Annotated in this window: 18 protein-coding genes and 1 pseudogene; 13 read left to right on the forward strand and 6 right to left on the reverse strand. The window is 71.2% G+C overall.

Annotation, left to right across the window (positions count from 1 at the left end):
* Window position 1: 1 nt before the first annotated feature.
* Genes V7Q42_RS08215 through V7Q42_RS08235 form a run of 5 tightly spaced genes read left to right on the forward strand, consistent with a single transcriptional unit; the run spans window position 2 to window position 4,654 of the window.
* Complete coding sequence (locus V7Q42_RS08215; protein ID WP_333823480.1) at window positions 2-298, forward strand: hypothetical protein; 297 nt, start codon at window positions 2-4, stop codon at window positions 296-298.
* A complete protein-coding gene (locus tag V7Q42_RS08220; RefSeq protein WP_333823481.1) occupies window positions 295-951 on the forward strand; it encodes a hypothetical protein in 657 nt (218 codons plus the stop codon). The genes V7Q42_RS08215 and V7Q42_RS08220 overlap by 4 nt, the downstream gene beginning before the upstream one ends.
* A complete protein-coding gene (locus V7Q42_RS08225; RefSeq protein ID WP_333823482.1) occupies window positions 948-2,672 on the forward strand; it encodes a V-type ATP synthase subunit A in 1,725 nt (574 codons plus the stop codon). The genes V7Q42_RS08220 and V7Q42_RS08225 overlap by 4 nt, the downstream gene beginning before the upstream one ends.
* Window positions 2,662-4,047 carry a V-type ATP synthase subunit B gene (locus tag V7Q42_RS08230; protein WP_333823483.1) on the forward strand — a complete coding sequence of 462 codons (1,386 nt, stop codon included), beginning with the start codon at window positions 2,662-2,664 and terminating at the stop codon, window positions 4,045-4,047. The genes V7Q42_RS08225 and V7Q42_RS08230 overlap by 11 nt, the downstream gene beginning before the upstream one ends.
* A complete protein-coding gene (locus V7Q42_RS08235; RefSeq protein ID WP_333823484.1) occupies window positions 4,040-4,654 on the forward strand; it encodes a V-type ATP synthase subunit D in 615 nt (204 codons plus the stop codon). Before V7Q42_RS08230 ends, V7Q42_RS08235 begins: the two co-directional genes overlap by 8 nt.
* 106 nt (window positions 4,655-4,760) lie before the next feature.
* Here V7Q42_RS08235 and V7Q42_RS08240 read toward each other — a convergent pair whose 3' ends face one another.
* The 5 genes from V7Q42_RS08240 to V7Q42_RS08260 are packed head-to-tail and all read right to left on the reverse strand — an operon-like array spanning window position 4,761 to window position 9,065.
* The gene (locus V7Q42_RS08240) at window positions 4,761-5,456 is read right to left on the reverse strand and encodes an ABC transporter ATP-binding protein (RefSeq protein WP_333823485.1); all 696 of its coding nucleotides are present in this window, start codon (window positions 5,454-5,456) and stop codon (window positions 4,761-4,763) included.
* Between the two features lie 2 nt (window positions 5,457-5,458).
* Window positions 5,459-6,589, reverse strand: a complete 1,131-nt coding sequence (locus tag V7Q42_RS08245) for an ABC transporter permease (protein ID WP_333823486.1) — start codon at window positions 6,587-6,589, stop codon at window positions 5,459-5,461.
* Window positions 6,586-7,746: an efflux RND transporter periplasmic adaptor subunit gene (locus tag V7Q42_RS08250; protein WP_333823487.1), complete on the reverse strand. Its 1,161-nt coding sequence runs from the start codon at window positions 7,744-7,746 to the stop codon at window positions 6,586-6,588. The genes V7Q42_RS08245 and V7Q42_RS08250 overlap by 4 nt, the downstream gene beginning before the upstream one ends.
* Window positions 7,743-8,339 carry a TetR/AcrR family transcriptional regulator gene (locus tag V7Q42_RS08255; RefSeq protein ID WP_333823488.1) on the reverse strand — a complete coding sequence of 199 codons (597 nt, stop codon included), beginning with the start codon at window positions 8,337-8,339 and terminating at the stop codon, window positions 7,743-7,745. Before V7Q42_RS08255 ends, V7Q42_RS08250 begins: the two co-directional genes overlap by 4 nt.
* A gap of 27 nt (window positions 8,340-8,366) precedes the next feature.
* Complete coding sequence (locus V7Q42_RS08260) at window positions 8,367-9,065, reverse strand: isochorismatase family protein (RefSeq protein WP_333823489.1); 699 nt, start codon at window positions 9,063-9,065, stop codon at window positions 8,367-8,369.
* A gap of 105 nt (window positions 9,066-9,170) precedes the next feature.
* Here V7Q42_RS08260 and V7Q42_RS21440 point away from each other — a divergent pair.
* Window positions 9,171-10,053, forward strand: a pseudogene (locus V7Q42_RS21440) (LysR family transcriptional regulator).
* On the opposite strand, the gene V7Q42_RS08275 reads toward V7Q42_RS21440, so the two are convergent.
* Entirely contained in the window at window positions 10,019-10,597 is a 579-nt protein-coding gene (locus V7Q42_RS08275; protein WP_333823492.1) for a DUF4337 domain-containing protein, read from the reverse strand. The pseudogene V7Q42_RS21440 and the gene V7Q42_RS08275 sit on opposite strands and share 35 nt — an antisense overlap.
* Window positions 10,598-10,909: 312 nt before the next feature.
* On the opposite strand from V7Q42_RS08275, the gene ahcY reads away from it, so the two are divergent.
* The 7 genes from ahcY (at window position 10,910) to trxA (ending at window position 24,492) form a co-directional block, all read left to right on the forward strand.
* Window positions 10,910-12,310 (forward strand): adenosylhomocysteinase, encoded by a 1,401-nt coding sequence (gene ahcY / locus V7Q42_RS08280; RefSeq protein ID WP_333823494.1) that lies wholly within the window; start codon window positions 10,910-10,912, stop codon window positions 12,308-12,310.
* Window positions 12,311-12,546: 236 nt separating this feature from the next.
* Complete coding sequence (locus V7Q42_RS08285) at window positions 12,547-14,988, forward strand: PAS domain-containing sensor histidine kinase (RefSeq protein ID WP_333823495.1); 2,442 nt, start codon at window positions 12,547-12,549, stop codon at window positions 14,986-14,988.
* A 4-nt stretch (window positions 14,989-14,992) separates the two neighbouring features.
* Window positions 14,993-16,546: a tRNA (adenosine(37)-N6)-threonylcarbamoyltransferase complex ATPase subunit type 1 TsaE gene (tsaE, locus tag V7Q42_RS08290; RefSeq protein ID WP_333823496.1), complete on the forward strand. Its 1,554-nt coding sequence runs from the start codon at window positions 14,993-14,995 to the stop codon at window positions 16,544-16,546.
* Window positions 16,547-16,582: 36 nt separating this feature from the next.
* A complete protein-coding gene (locus V7Q42_RS08295; protein WP_333823497.1) occupies window positions 16,583-17,317 on the forward strand; it encodes a nucleotidyltransferase family protein in 735 nt (244 codons plus the stop codon).
* A 16-nt stretch (window positions 17,318-17,333) separates the two neighbouring features.
* On the forward strand, window positions 17,334-20,531 hold the full coding sequence (addB, locus tag V7Q42_RS08300) for a double-strand break repair protein AddB (RefSeq protein WP_333823499.1): 3,198 nt from the start codon (window positions 17,334-17,336) through the stop codon (window positions 20,529-20,531).
* Window positions 20,528-24,049: a double-strand break repair helicase AddA gene (gene addA, locus V7Q42_RS08305; protein ID WP_333823500.1), complete on the forward strand. Its 3,522-nt coding sequence runs from the start codon at window positions 20,528-20,530 to the stop codon at window positions 24,047-24,049. The genes addB and addA overlap by 4 nt, the downstream gene beginning before the upstream one ends.
* Before the next feature lie 119 nt (window positions 24,050-24,168).
* Window positions 24,169-24,492, forward strand: coding sequence for a thioredoxin (gene trxA / locus V7Q42_RS08310; protein WP_333823501.1), 324 nt, complete (start codon window positions 24,169-24,171; stop codon window positions 24,490-24,492).
* Window positions 24,493-24,586 lie beyond the last annotated feature (94 nt).

Genomic DNA, 24,586 nt, shown 5'->3' on the forward strand with positions numbered 1-24,586 from the left:
CATGACCGCGACCGTGTTCATCGGTGACGAACTCGGCGCCACGGGTTGGCGGCTCGCCGGTGTCGACGTCGTGACGCCGGACCCTGCCGACACCGCACGCGTCTTCGCCGAGGCACGCCGCCGCGCCGCGTTGGTGATCCTCGCCGCCGACTACGCCGCGATGATCCCGCCGGCCGAACTCGACGCGGCTCTCGTCGCCGAGCGGCCCATCGTCTCGGTGGTCGCCGACATCCTCGGCCGCACCCCTCCACCCGATCTCGCCGGGAGGCTCAGGAGTACCCTGGGTATCGAATCGTGACGACATCCGACACCGCCCCCGACACCCGCGCCGACGATCTCGTCCGCGAGATCGAAGCGCAGAGCGAGGCCGAGTGCCGCGCCCTCCTCGATGCGGCGCGGCTCGAGGCGCAGGCGATCGTCCGCGAGGCCGCCGCCGCCGCCACGCGCCACGTCCACGACGCCATGGAGGACCTGAAACGCGACGGCGCCCGCCGTCTCGCCCGCGCCAAGGCGCAGATCGACACCGAGATGCGGGTCCGCGATCAGGCGCTCGCCGCCGGCAACCTGCGCGACGGCTGCCCCATGCTGGTCGTCGCCGTCGCCGAGCGCTGGAACGACGCCGCGGCCCGGCGGTCGTGGGCGATCGCTCTGGCGCGGCAGGCTTTCGAGCGGCTGCGCCCGGGCAACTGGGTCGTCGAGCATCCGAAGGACTGGGCCGAAGACGAAGCCGGGGCCTTCCTCGAGGCGCTGCCGGCCGAGGCCCGCGGCGGCGTCCGTTTCCGCGCCGTCGACGATTTCGAAGCCGGCTTGCGGGTCGTCGCCCCCGGCGTCGTCCTCGACGCCACGCCGGAACGGCTGCTCGCCGACAAGCCGGCGGTCCAGGCGCTGCTCCTCGCCGGTATCGCCCGCGAGCGCGCCGCCGCGTCCGCCACCGCAGGAGACACCCCATGACCCCGTCGACAGCCGGCATCCAATGGATCGGTGGCCCGGTGCTCCACGCCCGGACACGCGACCCGTTCCGCATCGGCGAGGCGATCGAGGTCGGCCCCCGTCGCCTGCCCGGCGAGGTCATCCGCCTCGATGGCGATCTCTTCATCGCCCAGGTCTACGAGGACACCACCGGCCTGCGCCCCGGTGACACGGTCACCGGCACCGGCCGACCGATGTCCGTCGCCCTCGGCCCCGGCCTCCTCGGCCACATCTTCGACGGCCTGCTGCGGCCGCTCGACGCCTCGACGGTCGAGCAGGACTTCGGTTTCGTCCCCACCGTCGGGACCGGCCAGCATCTGACGGCCGGGGCCGCCTTCGGCCACCTCCCCGGCATCGGCATCCGCCAGGATTGTCTGGTGCCGCCGGGCGCCTCGGGTCTCGTCGAATTCGTCGCCAAGGAGGGGCGCTACGGCCGCGACGCGGTCCTCTGCCGCCTCGTCGACGAAATGGGCCGGACCCACGACCTCGGCTTCTTCCAGCACTGGCCGGTGCGCAAGCCGCGCCCGGTCGCCGAACGCCTGCCTGCCGACGAGCCGATGATCACCGGCCAGCGCATCCTCGACGTGCTCTTCCCCGTCGCCCGCGGCGGCCGCGCCGCCCTGCCGGGCGGCTTCGGCACCGGCAAGACGGTGTTGCAGGAGACGCTCGCCAAATGGTGCGACGCCGACATCATCATCTACGTCGGCTGCGGCGAACGCGGCAACGAGATGGCCGAGGTGCTGCACGAGTTCCCCGACCTCACCGACCCGCGCACCGGCCGCCGTCTGATGGAGCGCACGGTCATCATCGCCAACACCTCCAACATGCCGGTGGCGGCGCGCGAGGCGTCGATCTACACGGCGGTCACCGTCGGCGAATATTTCCGCGACCAGGGTCTCCATGTCGCCCTCATGGCCGATTCGACCAGCCGCTGGGCCGAGGCGCTGCGCGAGGTCTCCGGCCGCCTCGGCGAACTGCCGGGCGAAGCCGGCTATCCCGCCTATCTCTCGTCGCGTCTCGCCGAGTTCTACGAACGCGCCGCCCGCGTCCGCACGCTCGCCGGCAAGACCGGCTCGCTCACCATCATCGGCGCCGTCAGCCCGCCGGCCGGCGACTTCTCCGAACCGGTGACCAGCCACACCAAGCGTTACGTCCGCTGCTTCTGGGGTCTCGACCGCGAACGCGCCCAGGCGCGGTTCTATCCGGCGATCCACCCCCTGCATTCCTATTCCGACGGCGCCGTCCGCTTCGCCGACTGGTGGACCCGGCGCGGCAACCCGCGTTGGGTCGCCCAGCGCGAACGCCTCCTCACCCTGCTCGAGGCCCAGGCGGACCTCGAACGCATGGCCCGCATCGTCGGCAAGGACGCCCTGCCGCCGGCCCAGCAACTGACCCTCGTCTGCGCCGAGCTGGTCAACGAGGGATTCCTGCGTCAGTCGGCCTATTCGGCCCAGGACCGCTACTGCTCGCCGGAACGCCAGACCTCGATCCTGCAACTGATCCTGCGCTTCATCGAACTGTCCGAGGGCGCGCTCGAACGCGGGGTGGCGCCGCAGGCGATCGCCGAACTGCCGGTGCTGCGCCGGCTCCAACGGATGGGCGAGGAGATCGGCCAGTCCGACCTCACCGCCTTCGACGGCCTGCGCGCCTCGCTGGAGAGCGCCATGGCCGGGCTGACCAAGGAGGAAACCCATGCGGCCTGAACTCTCCGTTCGAGGGACGGCGACCGCGATCGAAGGGCCGCTCCTGTTCCTGAAGCGCAACATCGAGGTCGGCCTCGGCGAAGCGGTCGAGATCTGGCAGGAGGGCGAGGCGCCGCGGCTCGGCCGCATCGCCGCCCTCGACGACGACTCCATGGTGGTCGAGGTGCTGGAATCGACCGTCGGCCTCGGCCTCGCCGACGTGAAGGTGCGCTTCTTCGGCGAGCCGATCCATCTCGCCGTCGGCCCCGGCCTGCTCGGCCGCATCTTCGACGGCGTCGGTCGACCCGTCGACGGCGGCCCGCCGGTCGCCGCCTCGCTGCGCCAGCGCATCGACGGCCGCAACCTCAATCCGGCCGAACGCGAACTGCCGCGCGACTTCATCGAGACCGGCGTCACCGCCATCGACCTGATGAACTCGCTGGTGCGCGGTCAGAAGCTGCCGATCTTCTCCGCCGGCGGCCTGCCGCACGATCGCATCGCCGCCGAGATCGCGGTCAACGCCCGCCTGCGCCGCGAGGGCTCCGGCGAATTCGCCATCGTCTTCGTCGGCATCGGCATCTCCCACGACGCCGCCGAGAACTTCCGCCGCGCCATGCAGGATTCCGGCGCACTCGCCCACACGGTGATGTTCCTCAACCTCGCCAGCGAGCCCTCGACCCAACGCCTGCTCACCCCGCGCTTCGCCCTGACCGCCGCCGAATATCTCGCCTTCGAGGAGGGCCGCCACGTCCTGGTCATCATGACCGATCTGACGAACTACTGCGAAGCGCTGCGCGAGGTCTCCTCGAGCCACGGCGAGATCCCGTCGCGCAAGGGCTATCCCGGCTACATGTATTCGGATCTGGCGACGATCTACGAGCGCGCCGGCTGCATGCGTGGTTACGGCGGTACGGTGACCCAGTTGCCGATCCTCACCATGCCGGCCGAGGATATCTCTCACCCGATCCCCGATCTCACCGGCTACATCACCGAGGGACAGGTGGTGCTCGACAAGGGCCTCGATCACAAGGGCGTCTACCCGCCGATCAACGTCCTGCCGTCGCTGTCGCGGTTGATGGACAAGGGGATCGGCAAGGGCTGGACCGACCCCGACCATCCGGCGCTGGCCAATCAGCTCTTCGCGTCCTACGCCAAGTCGATCCGTGTCCGCGTCCTGGCGAGCGTCGTCGGCTCGGAGGGCCTCACCGCCATCGACCGCGACTATCTCGCCTTCGCCGATCGTTTCGAAGGCGAACTGATCGCGCAACCCGCCGAGCGCACCCTCGAGGAGAGCATGGCCGTCGGCTGGCGGCTCCTCAGGCTGTTGACGATCGCCGAGCTGTCGCGGCTCAACGACGCTCAGATCGACCGCCACATGGAGCGCGATCATGCGTGAGATCGTCCCCACCCGCTCCGCCGCGCTCGCCCTCGGCGAAGAACGCCGGCTGATGCGGCAGGGGTTCGAATTCCTCGACGAGAAGCGCATGCTGCTCGCCGGCGAGATGTTGCGTCAATTGCGTCTGTGGGAGGCGCATCGGGCCGAGTGGCAGGAGGCGGCGCGCCTCGCCCGCACCGCGCTCGCCGCCGCGGTCGAACGCCACGGGCTCGATGCCCTCCAGCTCCATCCCGCGCCGGCCGAAGCGCCGCCGCCGCCACGCACCACGCCCTATCGCTTCCTCGGCGTGCCGATGGTCGAGGCAGAGGCGGTGGAGGCGGCACCCGCGCCGGCCGCCGCGGCGATCGATCCGTCGCCGGAGACCGTCGCTGCTCGCCTCGCCTTCGAGAAGCTCGCCCGTCTCGCCGCCGCGATCGGTGTGAGCGCGAGCAATCTGCTGCGCCTGGCGCAGGAGTATCGTCGCATCGAACGTCGCGCCAAGGCGCTGGAGAACGTGCTGCTGCCCGAGGTCGAGGTGGCGCTGAAACAGGTGGTCGAACAGCTCGACGCCGTCGATCAGGAAGAAGCGGTGCGCGTCCAGTCCGCCGGTCGCCGCGCCCACGGCTGATGTCGGTTCCGCGATTTTCCGACACCGTTCCCGACGTCACACGGAATTCGAACGACACATTCGAATTCCGTGTTCCGTTCGCCGAAAAGCCCTGTCGAATCCTCGATCAGGTCTCGGCGATCCGCCCGTCGCGCAGCGAGTAGATGTCGTCGAAGCGGTCGTAAATCTTCTCGTCGTGGGTGACCACCACCACCGCCGCCTTCTGGTCGACGGCGACCCGCCGCATCAGATCCATGACGATGCCGGCGCGTTGGCCGTCGAGCGCCGCGGTCGGCTCGTCGGCGAGGATGATGCGCGGCCGGTTGGCCAGCGCCCGGGCGATGGCGACGCGCTGCGCCTCGCCGCCGGAGAGCTGCGACGGCATGGCGTTGCGGCGGTGCCCGACCTCGAGATACTCGAGCAACTCGATCGCCCGTTGCTTCGCCGGCTCACGACCGACCCCGGCCATGTCGAGCACCAGGGCGATGTTGTCGACGACGTCGAGGAACGGCAGGAGATTGTGGAACTGGAAGATGAAGCCGACCTTCTCGAGCCGCAGCGCCCTGAGGTCGGAGCGGCGCCACCGTCCGTCCCACACCGTCTCGCCGTCGAGCTTCATGGTGCCGGCGCTCGGCTCGACGATGCAGCCGATGAGATTGAGCAGCGTCGTCTTGCCCGAGCCGGAGGGGCCGAGGAGGCCGATCACCTGACCCGGCATCAGATCGAGGTCGATGCTCTTCAGCGCGTCGACCCGGGTCTCGCCCTCGCCGTAGTGCTTGGCGAGCCCGCGCAGTTCGACGAGGGGGCGGATGTCGTCGGTCATGTTCAGCTCCCCAGCGCCGTGGCCGGATCGACCTTGAGCGCCAGCCGCACGCCGAGACCGCTCGCCACCACGCAGACGACGATGACGATGACGCCGAGCGCCGTCGCGTCCTCCGGCTGCATCAGCACCCGGCGCGGGAAGTGATCCTTGATCGTGGCGATCAGCGTCGCGCCGATCGAGAAGCCGAGGATGCCGAGCGCCAGCGCCTGTTGCACGATCAGTCCGACGATGCGGCCGTCGGGCGCGCCGATCAGCTTCAGCGTCGCGATCTCCTTCAGCTTGTCCATGGTCATCGTGTAGATGATGAGGGCGATGATCACCGTCGACACCGTGAGCAGCACCGTGGTGAAGAGGCCGATCTGCTGGCGTGCCTTCTCGACCACCGAGCGGGTGAGGATCGTCTCCTGGTCGGCCTGGGTCAGCGCCGAGAGGTGCTTCCACCGCCGCGCCTCCGCCGCCACCGCATCGACCGGCACCGACGCCGCCACCCGGGCGAGCACGGCGTTGACCGTGTCCGGCGTCTGCGTCGTCGCGCCGCGCGCCGCCTCGCGCCGCGCCGGGGCGGGAGAGAGGCGGAACTGCAGCACCTGACTGTCGCGCAGCGTCAGCCAGATGATCGGATCGCCGCCCGACGACACCGCCCCTCGGGTGAGCCCGACCACCGTGTAGGGATCGCCGGCGAGCACGATGCGTTCGCCGACCGTGAGCCCGGTCTTGGCATCGGCCACCACCTCGTGACGGCGGACGACGTCGCGCCCCTCGACGAGCCCGCTCGGGCCGCCGAGCCGACCGGGTTCGAAGCCGACCACCTGCAGGCGCAGCTTGCGGCCACGATGTTCGGTCTCGAAGGACTGGAAGGTGACCGAGCCGGTGGCGGTGACGCCGGAGAGCCGGGCGACCGCCTCGCGGGTGTCGCCGGGGATGCGCGACCCCTCCGCGAAGGGACCGCGCGTGCCGGTCTCCACCACCCACAGGTCGGCGGCGGGCGAACGGGCGAGCGACAGCGCTTCGGAAACGAGGCCGCGATAGATGCCGATCATCGACAGGACGACGCCGAGCAGCAGCCCGAGGCCGACCGAGGTCAGGAGGAACCGACCGAGATTGTGCCGGATGTCGTGGAGCGCGAGGTTCATTTCGCCGACCCTTCCGAGATCCGCGCCGCATGGCCGGCGACGAAGCCGGCGGTCGCACTCGCCACCACCGTGGCGCCGGCCGGCACGCCGTCGACGATCTCGGCGCGGCCGTCGAGGAGCCGGGCCCCGAGCCGCACCTTCGCCTCCTGGAGGCGCCCGTCGGCGACCACCCAGGCCATCGCCTCGGCCGGTCCGGTGAGGCGCAGCGCCGTCTCCGGCACCAGGAGCGCGCGAGGGAGGGTACGGGTGGTCACCACCACTTCGGCCTGTTCGCCGAGATGGAACTCCTTCGGACAGTCGCGGCAGTCGACGAAGAGCCGGCGCTCCTCCCCGACCCGGTCGTTCTCGAGGCCGATACGGGCGACCGAACCGGCGAAGACCTCACCGGGGCGCGAGCGCAGCCGCACCTCGGCCGGCTGTCCGACCGCGAGCTCGCCGGCCCGCGCCTCGTCGACGAAGGCCTGGATCCACACCGTCGCCGGATCGACCAGGGTGTAGAGCGCCTCGCCCGGGTTCATCACCGCCCCGAGTTCGCGCAACCGCGCCGTCACCACGCCGTCGAACGGCGCGACGAGTCGATGGCGCTCCAGCAGCACCTCGTCGAGCTGCAACTGGGCTCGGGCATTGGCGAGGTTGACGCGCGCCACTTCGACGTCGCGCTCGGCGATCTTCAGGTCGGCGGCGGCGACGCGGGCGTCCATGTCGGCCTGCTCGGCCACTTCGATCGAGACGGTGCGGCGCTCCACCAGCGACTGGCGGCGATCGCCCTGGCGCTCCTTCTGCTCGGCGATCACCCGGGCGCGAGCGGTGAAGGCCTCCGCCTTGACGAGAGCCGCTTCCGCCGCCGCCACGCCGGCGCGCGACTTCTCCACCCGGGCGCGCGCCTCGCCGTCCTGGAGGCGGGCGAGGAGGGTGCCCTTGGCGACCCGGTCGCCGTGGTCGGCGGCGAGTTCGACCAGCGCCGCGGCGGTCTCGAAGCCGAGCCGCGAGGTTATGCGCGCCTCCTGGGTGCCGAGCCCGAAGACCTTCACCGCGACGGTCTCGGCGGTCTCGGCCGCGTCGACCGTCACCGGACGCGAGGCGAGCAAGGTACGGACCCCGACCCCGGCGGCGGCGACGCCGGCGACGATCAGAAGAGTGCGGACGGTACGGTTCATGGGGTCACTCCGGAGCCGGGGCGCACCAGCCCGGCGAGCTGCAGGTCGAGAAGGCGTTCGCCTTCGCTCACGAGATCGAATCCACGCCCGGCGAGCGACCAGCGCAGCGCCAGACCCTGGATGAGGCCGAGGACGAGCAGCGCCGCATCGGCCGGGGAGGCGAGAAGCCGATCTCCGGCCGCGGCGAAACGCGCCGCGAGGCGGCCCGAGATGTCGGCCATCAGGCCGCGGAACACCGCCGCCAGGGTGGGGTCGGCGACCCTGAGTTCGTGCGAGAAGACGATGGCGAGGATCGACGGCTCGTCGGCGACCACCCCCATCTGCGCCACCGCCAGCCGGCGGACGTCGGCGATCGGGTCGTCGGTCGGCTTCGCCACCGCGTCCCAACAGGCGCGCACCCGCCCGGCGACGTGATGCGCCACCGCGAGCCACAGCGCGGCGCGCGTCGGGAAATGACGGAACACCGCCGGCTGCGAGATGCCGACCGCATCCGCCACCGCCTGGGTCGTCAATCGGTCCGGCCCCATCTCCACCGCGAGGCGCAACACCGCCTCGACGATTTCGAGGCGGCGGTCCTCCGCTCGTTTGCGCATCGTCGGCTCATTCGATTAAGTGAGTGATCACTTACTTGATCCGGCGCCGGTCGCCAAGAGGGGCGCGTTCACGTCTTCGCGAAGACGCGACGCGCGGTCGGCCGGGTCAGGGGCAGTGACGATCTCCTCGACGCTCGCCAGCCGGCAGAAGCGGTCGGCGATGCCGGCGAGCGCGGCGCGGCCGAGCGTCGCCGCATCGACCACGACGCCGTCGGGGCCGGGCAGGGCGCGGGTGGCGCAGGCGTCGTGGGCGACGACGATCGTGTGACCGAGGTCGCCGGCGGTCCTCACCGTCGAGGAGACGCAGTTGTGGGTCATGAAACCGGCGACGATCAGCGTCGCCGCCCCCGGCTCGGGCAGATGCGTCGCCAGATCGGTGCCGTGGAAGGCCGAGATCGCCCGCTTCTCCACAACCGCTTCGCCCGCCCGCGGCGCGACCTCGTCGGCGAAGGCGCCGCGCGCCGCCGTCCGATCGAAGAAGCCGCCGGGCCGGCCGGCATGGGCGACGTGGACGACCCGCCCGCCGGCCGCGCGCACCGCGGCGAGCAATCGCGCCGCCGCCGCGACCGCCGCCTCGGCGCCGTCGAGCACCAGCGGGCCGGCGAGATATTCGTTCTGCAGATCGATCGACACCAGGGTCGACGTCGCGAGGTCGGGCAGCGGGATCGTCCGACCGGCGAGGGCGAGGAGCGTCTGCGGCAGGGGGGAAGCGAGCGTTTCGGTCATGGGTCCTCCGGGAGCTGGGTCCTGCTCATCTTCGGCCGGCGACTTTCCCATGAGAACCGGATATTCTCGGCTCTCATCCTGCGAAATCGCAGGTTCGGAGGGGCCGTGGAGCTCGATTGGGACGATCTGAGGCTGGTCGCGGCGATCCGCGCCGAGGGCTCGAGCGCCGGCGCGGCGCGTCGCCTCGGCATCGACCAGACCACCGCGGCGCGCCGCCTCGCCCGCCTCGAACAGGGGCTCGACCTGACCCTCTTCGATCGCGTCGAGCGTCGTCTCGTCGCCCGCCCGGTGATCGACGCGGTGATGCCCGATCTCGATATCGCCGCAGCCGCGACCGCGCGGGTGCTCGCCCGCCTGCGCGACGAACGGTCGTCATTGGCCGGCCATGTGGTCGTCTCCACCGTCGATCTGGTGGCGACGCGCCTCCTCGCTCCGCGCCTCGCCGCTTTCCGCGACGCCCATCCCGGCGTGCGGCTGACCTTCGATCTCGACGATGCGCCCGTGTCGCTCGCCGCCCGCGAGGCCGACGTCGCCGTCCGCCTCGCCCGGCCGCGGGCCGATACGGCGATCGTCAGGAGGCTTGGTAGTCTCGACTTCGCGCTCTATGCCCCCGCCGACGCAGATCGGCCGGAACGCCTGCCGCTCGCCACCTATGGCGAACGCCTCGCCCACCGAGAGCCGTTGGCTCGCCACGCACTTCGCCGACGTGCCGATCCGCTTGCGCGCCGACCGCGCCGCCCTCTTGGTCGAGGCGGTGGTGGCCGGTCACCGTGCCGTGCTGCCGTGTCTCGTCGCCGACGCCGACCCACGGCTCGTCCGTCTCGACACGGACGAGCCGCCGCCGAGTCGCGAGATCTGGCTGTTGGTGCATCCCGAGCGGCGGGCCGATCGCGCGGTCTCGGCGGTCGTCGCCTGGATCGAGGCGACGATCCGCACGGTCGGCTCGCCCCGGGTCACCCCAGGAAGGCGGCCAGGAAATCCGGCTTGAGCCAGACCCAGCCGTTGAAGCCGGCGACGCCGAAGACCATCCCGGCGGCGGCGAGGATCGACGCGGCGCCGAACAGCCAACGGACGCGCACCAGCGCGGTGACGGCGAAGAGCGCGATCGCCACCGACAGGAAGGCGTCGGAGAGATCGAAGAGGTCGTCGCGGTCGTTGGCGGCGGCGTAGTCGGCCTCGCGGCCCTTGGCCTTCTCCATCGCCTCGTCGGCGCGCTTCTGATAGAGGTCGGCGTTCTTCTTCCAGTCGGCCAGCGTCTTCTCGAGTTCCGGCGTCATGGTCTGTGTCGCCCTGGCTTGGGCGATCGCGAGCTCCATGCCGAACCAGCGCTGGCGCCGCGCCTGATACTCGTTCCAGCGATCGACGCTCTCGGCCTGCGCCTTCTGCATGCCCTGGACGATGTTGTCGTCCTTGATCTTCGAAACGGCCATGAAGGCCGATACCAGCGCCACCGCGATGGCGATCATGTTGTTGAACCGGTCGCGCGAGGCATCGCTCTCGCCGCCGGCCTTCGAGGTCTCGACGTCAGTCATAGGGTCCGCATCTCCCCCGGGCGAATCGCCGCCCGACGACGTGACCATGGACCAGGAATTCGATCGATTCGATGTCCGAACGAGCGGGTCGCCGCCGTCGTTCTCGCCGTCGCGCGAGACGGGCGATGCAGCCGTCATATAAAGAAATCTTTATATCGTTATTGTCGTATCGTGACGCGTCTGCTATGAGCCGCGCCATGGGGGGCTCTCGTGCCCCGCGATCGTTTCGTCCACCGTCCACGTCCTCGTGCCCCGACCGCACTCGACGACCATGGCCGGAGACCCGCGCCCCGAGGCGCTTCGGAGACCGACATGACCCAGATCCACGATTACGCCGTCAAGGACCTCGCCCTCGCCCCCTGGGGCCGCAAGGAGATCGACATCGCCGAGACCGAGATGCCCGGCCTGATGGCGGTGCGCGGCGAGTACGGCCCGGCGCAGCCGCTGAAGGGCGCCCGCATCGCCGGCTGCCTGCACATGACCATCCAGACCGCGGTGCTGATCGAGACCCTCCAGGCGCTCGGCGCCGAGGTGCGCTGGTCGTCCTGCAACATCTTCTCGACTCAGGACCACGCCGCCGCGGCCATCGCCGCCGCCGGCACCCCGGTGTTCGCCCACAAGGGCGAGAGCCTGGAGGAGTACTGGGACTTCGTCGCCCGCACCTTCGACTGGGCCGACGGCGGCGTTCCCAACATGATCCTCGACGACGGTGGTGACGCCACCATGTACGTCATCCTCGGCGCCGAGGCGGAGAAGGATCCCTCGATCCTCGACAAGCCGGGCAACGAGGAGGAGGTCGCCTTCTTCGCCACCATCTGGAAGCGCCTGAAGACCCAGCCGGGCTGGTTCGCCAAGACCCGCGACGCCATCCGCGGCGTCTCCGAGGAGACCACCACCGGCGTCCATCGCCTCTACATGCTGACCGAACAGGGCCGCCTGCCGTTCCCGGCGATCAACGTCAACGACAGCGTCACCAAGTCGAAGTTCGACAACCTCTACGGCTGCCGTGAATCGCTGGTCGACGGCATCCGCCGCGCCACCGACGTCATGCTCGCCGGCAAGATCGCCGTCGTCGCCGGCTACGGTGACGTCGGCAAGGGCTCGGCCGCGTCTCTGCGCAACGGCGGCGCCCGCGTCCTCGTCACCGAGATCGACCCGATCTGCGCCCTGCAGGCGGCGATGGAGGGCTACGAGGTGGTGACCATGGAAGACGCCGCGTCGCGCGGCGACATCTTCGTCACCGCCACCGGCAACAAGGACGTCATCACCCTCGACCACATGCGGGCGATGAAGAACAACGCCATCGTCTGCAACATCGGCCACTTCGACGCCGAGATCCAGATCGCCGCCCTGAAGAACTACAAGTGGGAGAAGATCAAGGATCAGGTCGACCACGTGGTCTTCCCGGACGGCAAGCGCATCATCGTCCTGTCCGAGGGCCGTCTGGTCAATCTCGGCAATGCCACCGGCCATCCGAGCTTCGTCATGTCGGCGTCCTTCACCAACCAGACGCTGGCCCAGATCGAGCTGTGGACCAACGCCGCGGCCTACGACAGGCGCGTCTACACCCTGCCCAAGAAGCTGGACGAGAAGGTCGCTTCTCTCCATCTCGCCAAGCTCGGCGTCGCTCTGTCGACGCTCAGCAAGGAACAGGCCGACTATATCGGTGTGCCCTCCGAGGGACCGTTCAAGCCGGACCACTATCGCTATTGATCGACAGCACTTCGGATACGACATGTTGTGGGCGTCGTGAAACTTCACGACGCCCGTTTCATTTGTGGTTCTCCGACTCTCCTCAGCCTGCCCCCGAGAGGTTATCTTCGAAGTGATTCGGCCCTCCCGCGTGCGTATCCGCCGGGTTCGGGCATCCAGCGAAAGATCCGAGTGGGAAGGGGACCTTCGACATGTGGGGGCGGAGGGGAGGACGGATTCCGACGTCGCTCCGATCGTTGTCGACCACCGCGCTCGGGCTTCTCGCCTCGACCGCGCCCGTCCTGGCGGCGGCCGAAGAGGCGCTCGCCACCCATCAGATCGTCCTCACCTCGTCGATGATCGGCGTCGTCTGCGTCGCTGCCGCGTCCGCCGTCGGCATGATGCGCCAGCGCGCTCGCGCCGAAGCCACCATCATCCGTCTCTCCGCCGACAACGCCGGCCTCAAGGCCCAGGCCGAGCGCGCCGAAGCCCTGCTCGACGGCGAAGACCAGCTGATCCTCGCCTGGAGCCAACCCGGCGAACCGCCGCTCATTCTCGGCTCGCTCGGCCCGGCCGCCGGCGCCCCCAAGGCGCGCGCCGAGTTCCTCGCCTTCGGCGCCTGGCTGGAGCCGACCTGCGCCGCCGATCTCGATCGCGACACCGAGGCGCTGCGCGAGCGCGGCACCCCCTTCGATCTCGAACTCGCCACCCGCTCCGGCACCTTCATTTCGGCGACCGGCCGCATCGCCGGCGGCCGACCCTTCGTCCGCTTCGCCGACCTGACCGGCGAACGTCTGCGCCATGCCGAACTCACCGAACGCCATCGTCGCCTGATCGGCGACGTCGAGGCGACCCGCGCCCTGTTCGAGGCCATGCCGATGCCGGTATGGCTGCGCGGCCTCGACGGGTCTCTCGGCTGGGTGAACCGCGCCTATACGGAAGCCGTCGACGCCCGCGATGCCGGCCAGGTGCGCGATCAGGCGCTCGAATTGCTCGACACCGCCGGCCGCAAGGCCATCCGCCAGGCCCGCGAGACGGCGCTCGCCGTCGACCTGCGCCTGCCGGTGGTCGTCTCCGGCCGCCGGCGCACCTACGACGTCGTCGACGTCGCCTCCGCCCACGGCGAGGCCGGTATCGCCATCGACGTCACCGATCTCGAGCAGACCCAGGCCGAGCTCCGCCGCACCATCGACTTCCACGCCCGCACACTCGATCAGTTGGCCACCGCGGTGGCGATCTTCGGCGCCGACAAGCGGCTGCAGTTCTACAACGCCGCCTTCCGCGGCCTCTTCGGCCTCGACGCCGTCTTCCTCGAGTCGTCGCCCGACGACGGCACCGTGCTCGATCAGATGCGTGCCGCACGCAAACTGCCGGAGCAGGCCGACTGGCGCTCCTTCAAGCGCGACCTCCACGCCGCCTATCAGGCGCTCGAGGCCAAGGAGCACTGGTGGCACCTGCCCGACGGCCAGACGCTGCGCGTCATCGCCAATCCCCACCCTCAGGGCGGCGTCACCTACATCTACGAGAACGTCACCGAGAAGCTCGAGCTCGAGAAGCGCCACAACGCCGTCGTCCGCGTCCAGGGCGAGACCCTCGACCACCTCTCCGAGGGTGTCGTGGTGTTCGGCTCCGACGGTCGTCTGCGGCTGTGGAACCCCGCCTTCGTGTCGCTGTGGCGCCTCGACGAGAAGACCCTCGGCCTGAAGCCGCACATCACCGACGTGGTCGAACGCCTCGCCTTCGTCCACGACGATCGCGCCACCTGGAACCGCCTGAAGCTCGCCGTCACCGGCCTCGCCGACAACCGTGATCGCCTCTCCGGCACGATGGAGCGGCGCGACGGCACGGTGCTCGAATATTCCGCCGTGCCGCTGCCCGACGGCGCGACGCTCGTCACCTTCGTCAACGTCACCGACACGGTGAACGTCGAGCGCGCCCTGGTCGAGAAGAACGAGGCGCTGGAGGAGGCCGACCACATCAAGACCGACTTCGTCGGCCTCGTCTCCTACGAGCTGCGCTCGCCGCTGACCAACATCGTCGGCTTCACCCACCTGCTCGCCGACCCGCGTACCGGTCCCCTCAACGACAAGCAGCGCGACTACACCGGCCACATCATGTCGTCGTCGCAGGCGCTGATGGCCATCGTCGACGACATTCTCGACCTCGCCACCATCGATGCCGGCATCATGCGTCTGCAGGTCGGCGACGTCGACGTCGCCGCCACCGTCGCCGCCGCGATCGAAGGGGTGAAGGATCGCCTCGCCGCCAATCACCTGACCCTCGCCACCGACATCGCGCCCGACATCGGCCACGTCGTCGCCGACGAGAAACGCATCCGTCAGGTGCTGTTCAACCTCCTCTCCAACGCCGTCTCCTTCTCGATGGAGGGCGGCACGGTGACGGCGGCGGCGCGGCGCGACGACGAGGCGCTGGTGCTCACCGTCGCCGACGAGGGAGTCGGCATCCCCGAGGAGCAGCTGAAGTCGGTCTTCGAGCGCTTCTACACCCGCCGCCAGGGCCCGCACCGCGGCGGCGCCGGCCTCGGCCTCTCGATCGTCAAGAGCTTCGTCGAACTGCACGGCGGCACCGTCGAGATCGCCAGTCACGAGGGACGCGGCACCACCGTCATCTGTCGCCTGCCGCTGCGCGCCGCCGACACCGGCGAAGATGTCGCGGCCGTCCCGCTCGCCGGTGAGTGACGGCATGAACGGTGGACCGGTCCCCGACGACGTGGGTTTCCGCATCGACCTCGCCGACGAGACGGCGACCACCGCGCTCGCCGAGGATATCGCCGCGATCCTGAAGGTCGGCGACGTCTTGGCACTGGTCGGCGACCTCGGCGCCGGCAAGTCGACCCTCGCCCGCGCCCTGCTGCGGGCGATCGCCGACGACGCCGAACTCGAGGTGCCGAGCCCGACCTTCACCCTGGTCCAGACCTACGATCTGCGTCTGCCGCTCGCCCATTTCGACCTCTATCGCCTGCGTGGCCCGGAGGAACTCGACGAGATCGGCTTCGACGAGATGGTGCGCGAGCGCGCCGTCCTGATCGAATGGCCCGATCGCGCCGGCGAGCGCTTGCCGGACGACGCCCTGGTGGTGGCGATCGAACCGGGCGACGGCCCGACCGCTCGCGTCGTCCGCCTCGTCGGACCGGCGGCGCCGTGGCGCGACCGGCTGGTGCGCACCGCCGGTGTCCGCGCCTTCCTCGCCGTCGCCGGCTGGGGTCTCGCCCATCGCCGCCACCTCCAGGGTGACGCCTCGTCGCGCTCCTATGAACGCGTGTGGCGCGACGGCGAGACGGCGGTGCTGATGAACCACCCGGCCGAGCCGGACGATGCCGCCGGCCGCGCCCGCGTCGCCGCCCGCGCCGCCGCCAAGCTGGCGGAAGGCCCGGCGCCCTTCCTCGCCTTCGCCCTCGGCTTCGCCGATCTCGGCGTCTCGGTGCCGCGTGTCCTCGCTCATGATCTGCATGCCGGATACATGTTGCTCGAGGATCTCGGCGCCGAGCCCTGTGTCGCCGGGACGCCGCCGGCGCCGATCCGCGAACGCTATCTCGCCGCCGTCGAACTTCTCGCCGACCTCCATGCCCGCGACCTGCCGCATACGCTGCCCGACGGCGAGGGAGGCACCTGGGCCATTCCGGCCTACGCCGCCGCCAACTACGAGGCCGAGGTCACGGTCTTCCTCGACTGGGGCATCCCGCATCTCCTCGGCCGCCCGGCGACGTCCGCCGAGCGCGAGAGCTTCCTCGCCCTGTGGCGCCCGCTGATCGCCGAGATCCTCGCCGGACCGGCGACCTGGTGCCTGCGCGACTACCATTCGCCGAACCTGTTGTGGCTCGCCGACAGAGGCGGCCTCGCCCGCGTCGGCGTCCTCGACTTCCAGGACACGATCTTCGGTCACCCGGCCTACGACGTGGCGAGCCTCGCCCAGGACGCCCGCGTCGACGTGCCCGCCGACCTCGAGGCGGACCTGATCGGGACCTACGTCGCGGCGCGGCGCACGGCCGATCCCGCTTTCGACGAACCGGCCTTCCGCCGCGCCTACGCCATCCTCGCCGCCCAGCGCGCCACCCGCATCCTCGGCGTCTTCGCCCGGCTGAAGGCGCGGGACGGCAAGCCGCACTATCTCGCCCATGTGCCTCGCCTCTGGGGATACCTGGCGCGCGTCCTCGGCGAACCGGTGTTGCGTCCGCTGAAGCTCTGGTATGAGGAGGCCGTGCCGGCCGACCGGCGCGGCGGCGTTCGCTTCGACTGAGGCGATCGCCGCCGGAACGTCAGCTCCGAGACCCGAATGTCGTCCGTCCCTTCTCGCCGTCCCACCCACGCCATGGTGCTCGCCGCCGGCCTCGGCAAGCGCATGCGCCCGATCACCGCCACCACCCCGAAACCCCTCGTCGAGGTCGGCGGACGGTCACTCGTCGATCACGCCATCGCCAAGCTGAAGGCCGCCGGGGTCGAGGTCTGTGTCGTCAACGTCCACTACCTCGCCGATCTGGTCGAGGTCCACGTCGGCAAGTGGACCGAGCCGAAGATCGTCGTCTCCGACGAGCGTGAGGCGCTGCTCGAGACCGGCGGCGGTATCGTCAAGGCCCTGCCGCTCCTCGGCCGCGAGCCGTTCTACGTCTACAATTCCGACAGCTTCTGGATCGAGGGCATCCGCGCCAATCTCGATCTCCTCGCCCGTCGCTGGGACGAGACGGCGATGGACGGCCTGTTGCTCCTCGCCCCGATCGTCGGCTCGATCGGCTATTCCGGATCGGGCGATTTCGTCATGGACGGGCTCGGCCGGCTGACCCGCCGCGGCGAGCGTCGCGTGGCGCCCTTCGCCTATGCCGGCGCCGCCATCTTCCACCCCCGCCTCTTCCGCGACGCGCCCTCCGGCGCCTTCTCGCTCAACCGGCTGTTCGACCGGGCGATCGAGGAGGGCCGGCTCTACGGCCAGCGCATGGAGGGCACCTGGCTCCACATCGGCACCCCGGACGCGATCGTCGAGGCCGAACGCGCCATAGCCGAGAGCGCCAATTGAGGCGGGGAGGGACCGGATGACCGCCACGGCCGAAGGTTCCCCGCCGCGCCCGTCCCGCGATCCCACCCCCCGCGTCACCTCGATCGACGCCGGCCGCCCCTTTCTGCCGACTCTGGTCCGCGCCCTCCTCGACGGCGAGGTCGTCCCCGGCTTCCGCTGGGACGGCCGCGATCCCGTCGTCCTCGCCGACACCCTGATCCTGGTGCCGACCCGGCGCGCGGCGCGTGCGCTCGAAGCGGCGTTCCTCGCCGAGATCACCGCCCGCGGCGGCCCGTCGGCGATGCTGCTGCCCGCCATCCGCCCCTTCGGCGACGTCGATGCCGACGAGGACCTCTTCGCCGACGACGGCGACGACGAACCGGTCGCCACCCCGCTCGAACGCCGTCTGGTGATGGCCCGGCTGGTGCTCGGCTGGACGCGGGCGCTCGCCGGATCGCTGCTCAACCCGGCGACCGGATCGGCGCCGACCCTGCCGTCGAGCCCGGCCGAGGCGGTGCGCCTGTCGACGGCGCTGCTCACCCTGATGGATCAGGTGGTGTCGCAGGGCGTCGACTGGGCCAAGCTCGACGATCTCGTCCCCGACGACCACGCCGCCTATTGGCAGATGACGCGAGCCTTCCTCGCCATCGTCGCCGACGCCTGGCCGAAACACCTCGCCGAACGCGGCCTCGCCGATCCGGCGGTGCGCCGCCACGCCGCGGTGCGCCGCGAAGCCGCCCGGCTCGCCGAACACCCGCCGAAGGGCCCGGTGATCGCCGCCGGCTCGACCGGTTCGGTGCCCTCGACCGCCGAGTTGATCGCCGTGGTGAGCCGGCTCGACAACGGCGCCGTGGTTCTCCCCGGCCTCGACTTCGACCTCGACGACGCGGCCTGGGACCTGCTCGAACCGGGCACACTCGACGGCGAGCCGGTGCCCGGCCATCCCCAGTACGGCCTGCGCCTGCTCCTCGACCGACTCGGCGTCGCCCGCACCGACGTCGCGCGCCTCGGTGGCGAAGCCGATGCCCGCGAAGCGGCGCGTGCGCGCCTTCTCTCGGAGAGCCTGCGACCGGCCGAATCCTCCGACGCCTGGGCGGATTTCGCCGCGACCATCCGCGCCGACGGCTTCGATCTCGACGCCGCCCTCGACGGGTTGTCGGCGATCGAGGCGAAGAGCGAGGGCGAGGAGGCGCTCGCCGTGGCGCTGGCGCTGCGCGAGGCGATCGAGGATCCGACGAAAACCGCGGCGCTGGTCACTCCCGACCGCATCCTCGCCCGCCGCGTCGCCACCGAACTCGCCCGCTGGGGCCTGGAGATCGACGATTCCGCCGGCCAACCGTTCGGCCACACCCGCGCCGCGCTTCTCGCCCGACTGGTCGCCGAGGTGGCGCTCGGCGGCTGGGAACCGGCCGCCGTCTCCGCCCTCCTCGCCCATCCGCTCGCCCGCTTCGGCCGTCCCGCCGGCGAGGCACGGCGGCTTGCGCGGGTGGTCGAACTGGTGGTGCTGCGCGGTCCCCGCACCTTGCCCTTCGGCCGCAGCCTCCTCGCCGCCTTCGACGAACGGGTCGGTGAGATCACCGCGCCGCGCTCGCGCGAACCGCGGCCGCTCCGTCGCCTGTCGCCCGAGACGCTCGCCGCCGCCCGCGATCTTCTCGCTGCCCTGGTCGACGCCCTCGGACCGCTGGAGAGCCTCGCCGGGTCCGGCGACGTCGCCGTGCCGACCCTGCTCGCCGCCCATGTCGCGGCGCTCTCGGCGGTCGCCCGCGACGGCACCGGCTCCGATGCCGCCCTCTACGACGGCGACGACGGTGCGGCGCTCGCTTCGGCGCTCGCCGAGCTCGGCCGCGCCGCGGCGAGCGAAGGCGGCGACCTCGCCTTTCCCGCCTCCGCGTGGCCCGGCTTCTTCGACGCGCTCCTCGGCGACGCGCCGGTACGCCGGCCGACTGCGCCGGATGCCCGCATCTTCGTCTTCGGCCCGCTCGAGGCGCGCCTCCTCTCCTTCGATCTGGTGGTGCTCGCCGGTCTCGACGAAGGCGTGTGGCCGATCACCACCCGCACCGATCCCTGGCTGTCGCGGCCGATGCGCCGCGACATGGCGCTCGAAGCACCCGAGCGCCGCATCGGCCTCTCCGCCCACGACTATGCGCAAGGTGCCGCCGCCCGCCGGGTGGTACTCGCCCGTTCCGCCCGCGCCGGCGGCGCCCCGACCGTTCCCTCGCGCTGGCTGCAACGCCTGACCACCCTGACCGGTGCCGAGGGCCACCGCCGCCTGACCGGCGAGGCCGAACGCTTTCTCGGCTGGGCCCGCGCCCTCGATGCCGCATCGGCGCCGCCGCGCACCATCCGCCGGCCGGAGCCGAAGCCGCCGGTCGAATGGCGGCCGAACAAGCTGTCGGTCACCGAGATCGAGACCTGGATCCGCGACCCCTACGCCCTCTACGCCCGCCATGTGCTCGGCCTCGACCCGCTCGATCCGCTCGGCGGCGAGATCGGCGCGGCCGAGCGCGGCACCTTCGTCCACGAGGTCCTGGCGCAGTTCGTCGAGACCTGGGACGGCACCGCGAGCGAGGCCGAAGCGGCGCGGCTCGCCGCCATCGCCGAGACCTGCCTCGAAAAATACGACGCCTTCCCTGAGATCGTCGCACTGTGGCGACCGCGGCTCGCGGCGATCGCCCGCTGGTGGCTCGCGGCGGATGCGGCGCGCAGCCCGCTCGTCGGCGAACGCCGCACCGAGGTCGGCGGCCGCTGGGAGATCCTGGTCGACGGCGTCCCCTTCACCCTGACCGGCTATGCCGATCGCCTCGACCTGATGGCCGACGGCTCGCTCGCCGTGCTCGACTACAAGACCGGCCGTCCGCCGAGCGAGAAGGAGGTGCAGAGCCTCCTCGCCCCGCAGTTGCCGCTGGAGGCGGCGATGGCCCGCGCCGGCGCCTTCGGGGCCGACTACGCCGATAGGCCGATCGGCGAACTCGCCTATCTGCATCTGAAGGGCGGCGAGGCCGGCGGCATTTGGGAACGGCGCGGCGTCACCGCCGACGGATCCGATCCGGACGCCCTCGCCGACGCGGCGCGCGACGGCCTGATCGAACTGGTGCGGACCTTCCGCGACCCCGCCACCGGCTGGATCTCGCGTCGCCACGTCCGCTTCGAGAAGGACCGCTCCGGCCCCTACGACCACCTCGCCCGCGTCGCCGAATGGGCCGCCGGCGAGATGCCGGAAGGGGGTGAGCCATGAGCGCCGGCTTCACCGTTCCGCAGAAGACCACCGACGATCAGCGCCGCGCCGCCGCCCCGCGCACCTCCGCCTGGGTGTCGGCCAACGCCGGCTCCGGCAAGACCTACGTCCTCGCCCGCCGCGTCGTCCGCCTGCTGCTCGCCGGCAATCCCGCCTCGCGCATCCTCTGCCTCACCTTCACCAAGGCGGCCGCCGCCACCATGGCGAACCGCGTCTACAAGATCCTCGGCGATTGGGCGGTGCTCGACGACGCCACTCTCGCTGCCGAGATCGACAAGCTGGAGGGCGAAGCGCCACGGCCGGAGCGGCTGGCGGCGGCCCGCCGGCTCTTTGCCGCGGCGATCGAGACCCCCGGCGGCCTCAAGATCCAGACCATCCACGGCTTCTGCGAACGCATCCTCCAGCAGTTCCCGCTGGAGGCCGATCTCGGCGGCGCCTTCGACATCCTCGATGCCACGGCCGAAGCCGATCTGATCGCCGCCGCCCGCGACGCCGTCCTGGTGCGGGCGAGCACGGACGACGACACGCCGCTCGGCCGCGCCCTGGCCGAGCTTCTCGCCGAGACCGGCGAGGCGGTGGTGCTCGACGCGCTGGCGAGCGTCATCGGCGTTCGCGACCTGTGGCGGCAGTGGCTGCGCGACACCGGCATGCCCGACGACGCCTTCACCCAATTGGCCGGCGTCCTCGCCATCGATCCGGCCCTGACCGCGGCCGACTTCGACGCCGAATGCCTCGCCTCGCCCGAGATCCCGGAGGCCTACGCGTCGCGTCTCGCCGCCGCTTGGGGGGCGGGCGGCAAGCGCGACGGCGACCAGGCCGACCGCCTCGCCCGCGCCCGCGACGCCGCCCTGCCGCTCGCCGTCCGGGCCGAGGCGTGGGCGTCGATCTTCCTGACCAAAGCGGGCGAGGCGAAGGCCGACACCTCGATCGCCTCCAAGGCCGCCGCCACCGTCGTCCCCGACGTCTTCGACCGCGCCCGCGCCGAAGCCGAGCGGCTGAAGGACATCGCCGACCGGCGAGCCCGGCTCGCGACCCTACGCGCCACCGGCGCCCTGCTGACCCTCGCCGATGCGGTGATCGGCGAATACGAGCTGCGCAAGCGCCGCCGCGACGCCCTCGACTTCGACGACCTCGTCGGTCGCACCGCCGATCTCCTGTCGCGCTCCGACGCCGCCCAATGGGTCCAGTACAAGCTCGACAAGGGCATCGACCACGTCCTCGTCGACGAGGCACAGGACACCAGCCCGCGTCAGTGGCGCATCGTCCGCAGCCTGACCGAAGAATTCTTCGCCGGCGAAGGAGCGCGCACCAAACATCGCACCATCTTCGCCGTCGGCGACGAGAAACAGTCGATCTATTCCTTCCAGGGCGCCGCCCCGCACGCCTTCTCCGAGACCCGCCGCGACTTCGCCCGCAAGGTCGCCGAGGCCGACGGCGCCTTCGCCGACGTCAAGCTCGACCTGTCGTTCCGTTCCACCGCCGACGTCCTCGCCGCCGTCGACCGGGTCTTCGCCGGCGAGGACCTGCGAGGTCGCCTGCTCGCCGATCCGGCCGACTACGTGAACCACGCCGCCGCCCGCGCCGGCGCGCCCGGTCTCGTCGAGATCTGGCCGATGATCGTCGCCGAGAAGGCCGAAGCCCCCGCCGACTGGCTGGCGCCGATCGATCGCAGCCGCCACGATCACCCCTGGGAGAAGCTCGCCCGCGGCATCGCCGACGAGATCGCCCGGCTGACCCGTCCCGGCTTCGTCCTCGAAGGCACCGGCGCACCGGTCGCCTACCGCGACATCATCGTTCTGGTGCGTAAGCGCGGGCCCTTCGTCGAGGCGATGAACCGGGTGCTGAAGGAGCGGGGCATCCCGGTCGCCGGCCAGGACCGACTGCGCCTCACCGACCACATCGCCATCGCCGATCTCCTCGCCCTCGGCCGCGCCCTGGTGCTGCCCGAGGACGACCTGTCGCTCGCCGCGGTGCTGAAGAGCCCGCTCTTCGACCTCGACGACGACGACCTGATCGACCTCGCCCGCGCCGATCGCCGTCCGTCCGAGAGCCTCTCCGAAGTGCTTTGCCGCCGCGGTCCCGGCCATCCGCGCTTCGCCGAACCGCTCGCCCGGCTCGAGCGCTGGCGCGATCTCGCCGGCCGCGTCCCGCCCTTCGAGCTGTTCATGGGCGTCCTCGCCGCCGACGGCGGCCGACGCCGCTTCCTCGCCCGCCTCGGTTCGGAGGCCGACGACGTGCTCGACGAGTTCATGGCGCTGGCGCTCGCCGCCGATCGCGGCCCGCCGGTGAGCCTCGGCCGCTTCCTCGAGGAGGTCGCGACCGCCGCCCCCGAGATCAAGCGCGAACTCGACGAGAGCCGTGACGAGATCCGGGTGATGACGGTGCACGGCGCCAAGGGCCTCGAAGCGCCGGTGGTCTTCCTGGTCGACGGCGGCGCCGCGCCGGTCCATTCGTCCCACGATCCCGATCTGGTGACCTTGGCCGTGCCCGGCGCCCCGCCCGGCGCCGCGCCGGCGCTGGTGTGGAACCGCAAGCCGACGCCGCGCCGGGTGATCGAGGAACGTGATCGGCTGCGCGAAGAGGCGCTCGGCGAATACCATCGCCTGCTCTACGTGGCGCTGACCCGCGCCGGCGACCGGCTCTACCTCTGCGGTCTCGCGCCCGCCTCCGGACCGGCGCCCGGCTGCTGGTACGAGGTGGTGCGCACCGCGCTCGCCGCCGACGCCGAGGTCGTCTCCACCGCCGAAGGCGAACCGATCCTGCGTTGGCGGGCGACGCCGGCGTCCGCGGCGATTCGCGATACTGCGGCTCCCGTGCCGGAACCTGCCGGAGCCGCCCCCCCGGTCGCCCTCGGCCTGCCGAGCTGGATCGCCGCGCCGCCGCCCTCCGTCGCGCCGCCGCGTCGGATCACCCCGTCCGCCGCCCTCGCCGAGCGCGACCGAGCCGGTCCGCTGCCGGAGATCGACCCGCGCGATCGCCTCGCCGCGGCGAGCGGCGACCGGGAACGCCGCCGCGGTATCCTCGTCCATCGCCTGCTCGAGCGTTTGCCGGCTCGCCCGCCCGCCGATCGCGCCGCCGCCGCCCGCCGCTTCCTCGACGCCCGCGCCGCCGATCTGACGCCGACCGAGCGCGACGAGATCGCGCGCGAGGTGCTCGCCGTCCTCGCCGAATCGGAGTTCGCCGCGATCTTCGGAGAGGAAGCGCGTGCCGAGGTGCCGATCGTCGGCCGTCTCGTCGATCGACGCGGCGAGGTCGTCGAGGTGTCCGGCCGCATCGACCGGCTGGTGGTCGGCGAGCGCGAGGTCCGGGTGATCGACTTCAAATCGGACCGCCATCCCGCCGGCAGCGCGGTTCCCGAGAGTTACGTCGGCCAGATGGCGCTCTATCGCCGGCTGTTGCAGCCGATGTTCCCGGATCGCGCCATCCGCGCCTTCCTGTTGTGGACGACCGGGCCGGCGCTCGACGAGATCTCGACCGAGGCCCTCGATGCCGCCGATCGGCCACTCGCGGCGACGTGATCCTGTGGGGTGATGTCGCACCGACCACCGCATCTTGACGCTGAGATGTCGCGTTCCTAGTTTGGACTGCGAAGAACGACGCCCTCTCCCACGGCGTCGACCGATGAGGTTTATTTGAGATGGCGACGCAGAAAGTCACCGATGCCACCTTCGATGCCGACGTTCTCGGGTCCGCCGAGCCGGTCGTCGTCGACTTCTGGGCCGAATGGTGCGGCCCCTGCCGCATGATCGCCCCGGCGCTCGAGGAGATCTCCAACGAGATGGCCGGCCGGGTGAAGGTGGTGAAGCTCAACATCGACGAGAATCCCCGCGCCGCCATGCGTTTCGGCGTGCGCTCGATCCCCACCCTGATCGTCTTCTCCGGCGGCAAGCCGGCGGCGATGCAGGTCGGCGCTGCCCCCAAGGGCCGCCTGGTCGACTGGATCAACGGCGCCATCGCCTGATCGGCGAGGCTTCGCCTGTCCCCTTCGCGACGCCCGGCTTCGCCCGATGCCGGGCGTCGTGCCGTTCGCGGGGGGGTAGCCGCGATTCGCACTT

Source organism: Pinisolibacter sp., assembly GCF_036782435.1.
Taxonomy (GTDB): Bacteria; Pseudomonadota; Alphaproteobacteria; order Rhizobiales; family Ancalomicrobiaceae; genus CALBKH01.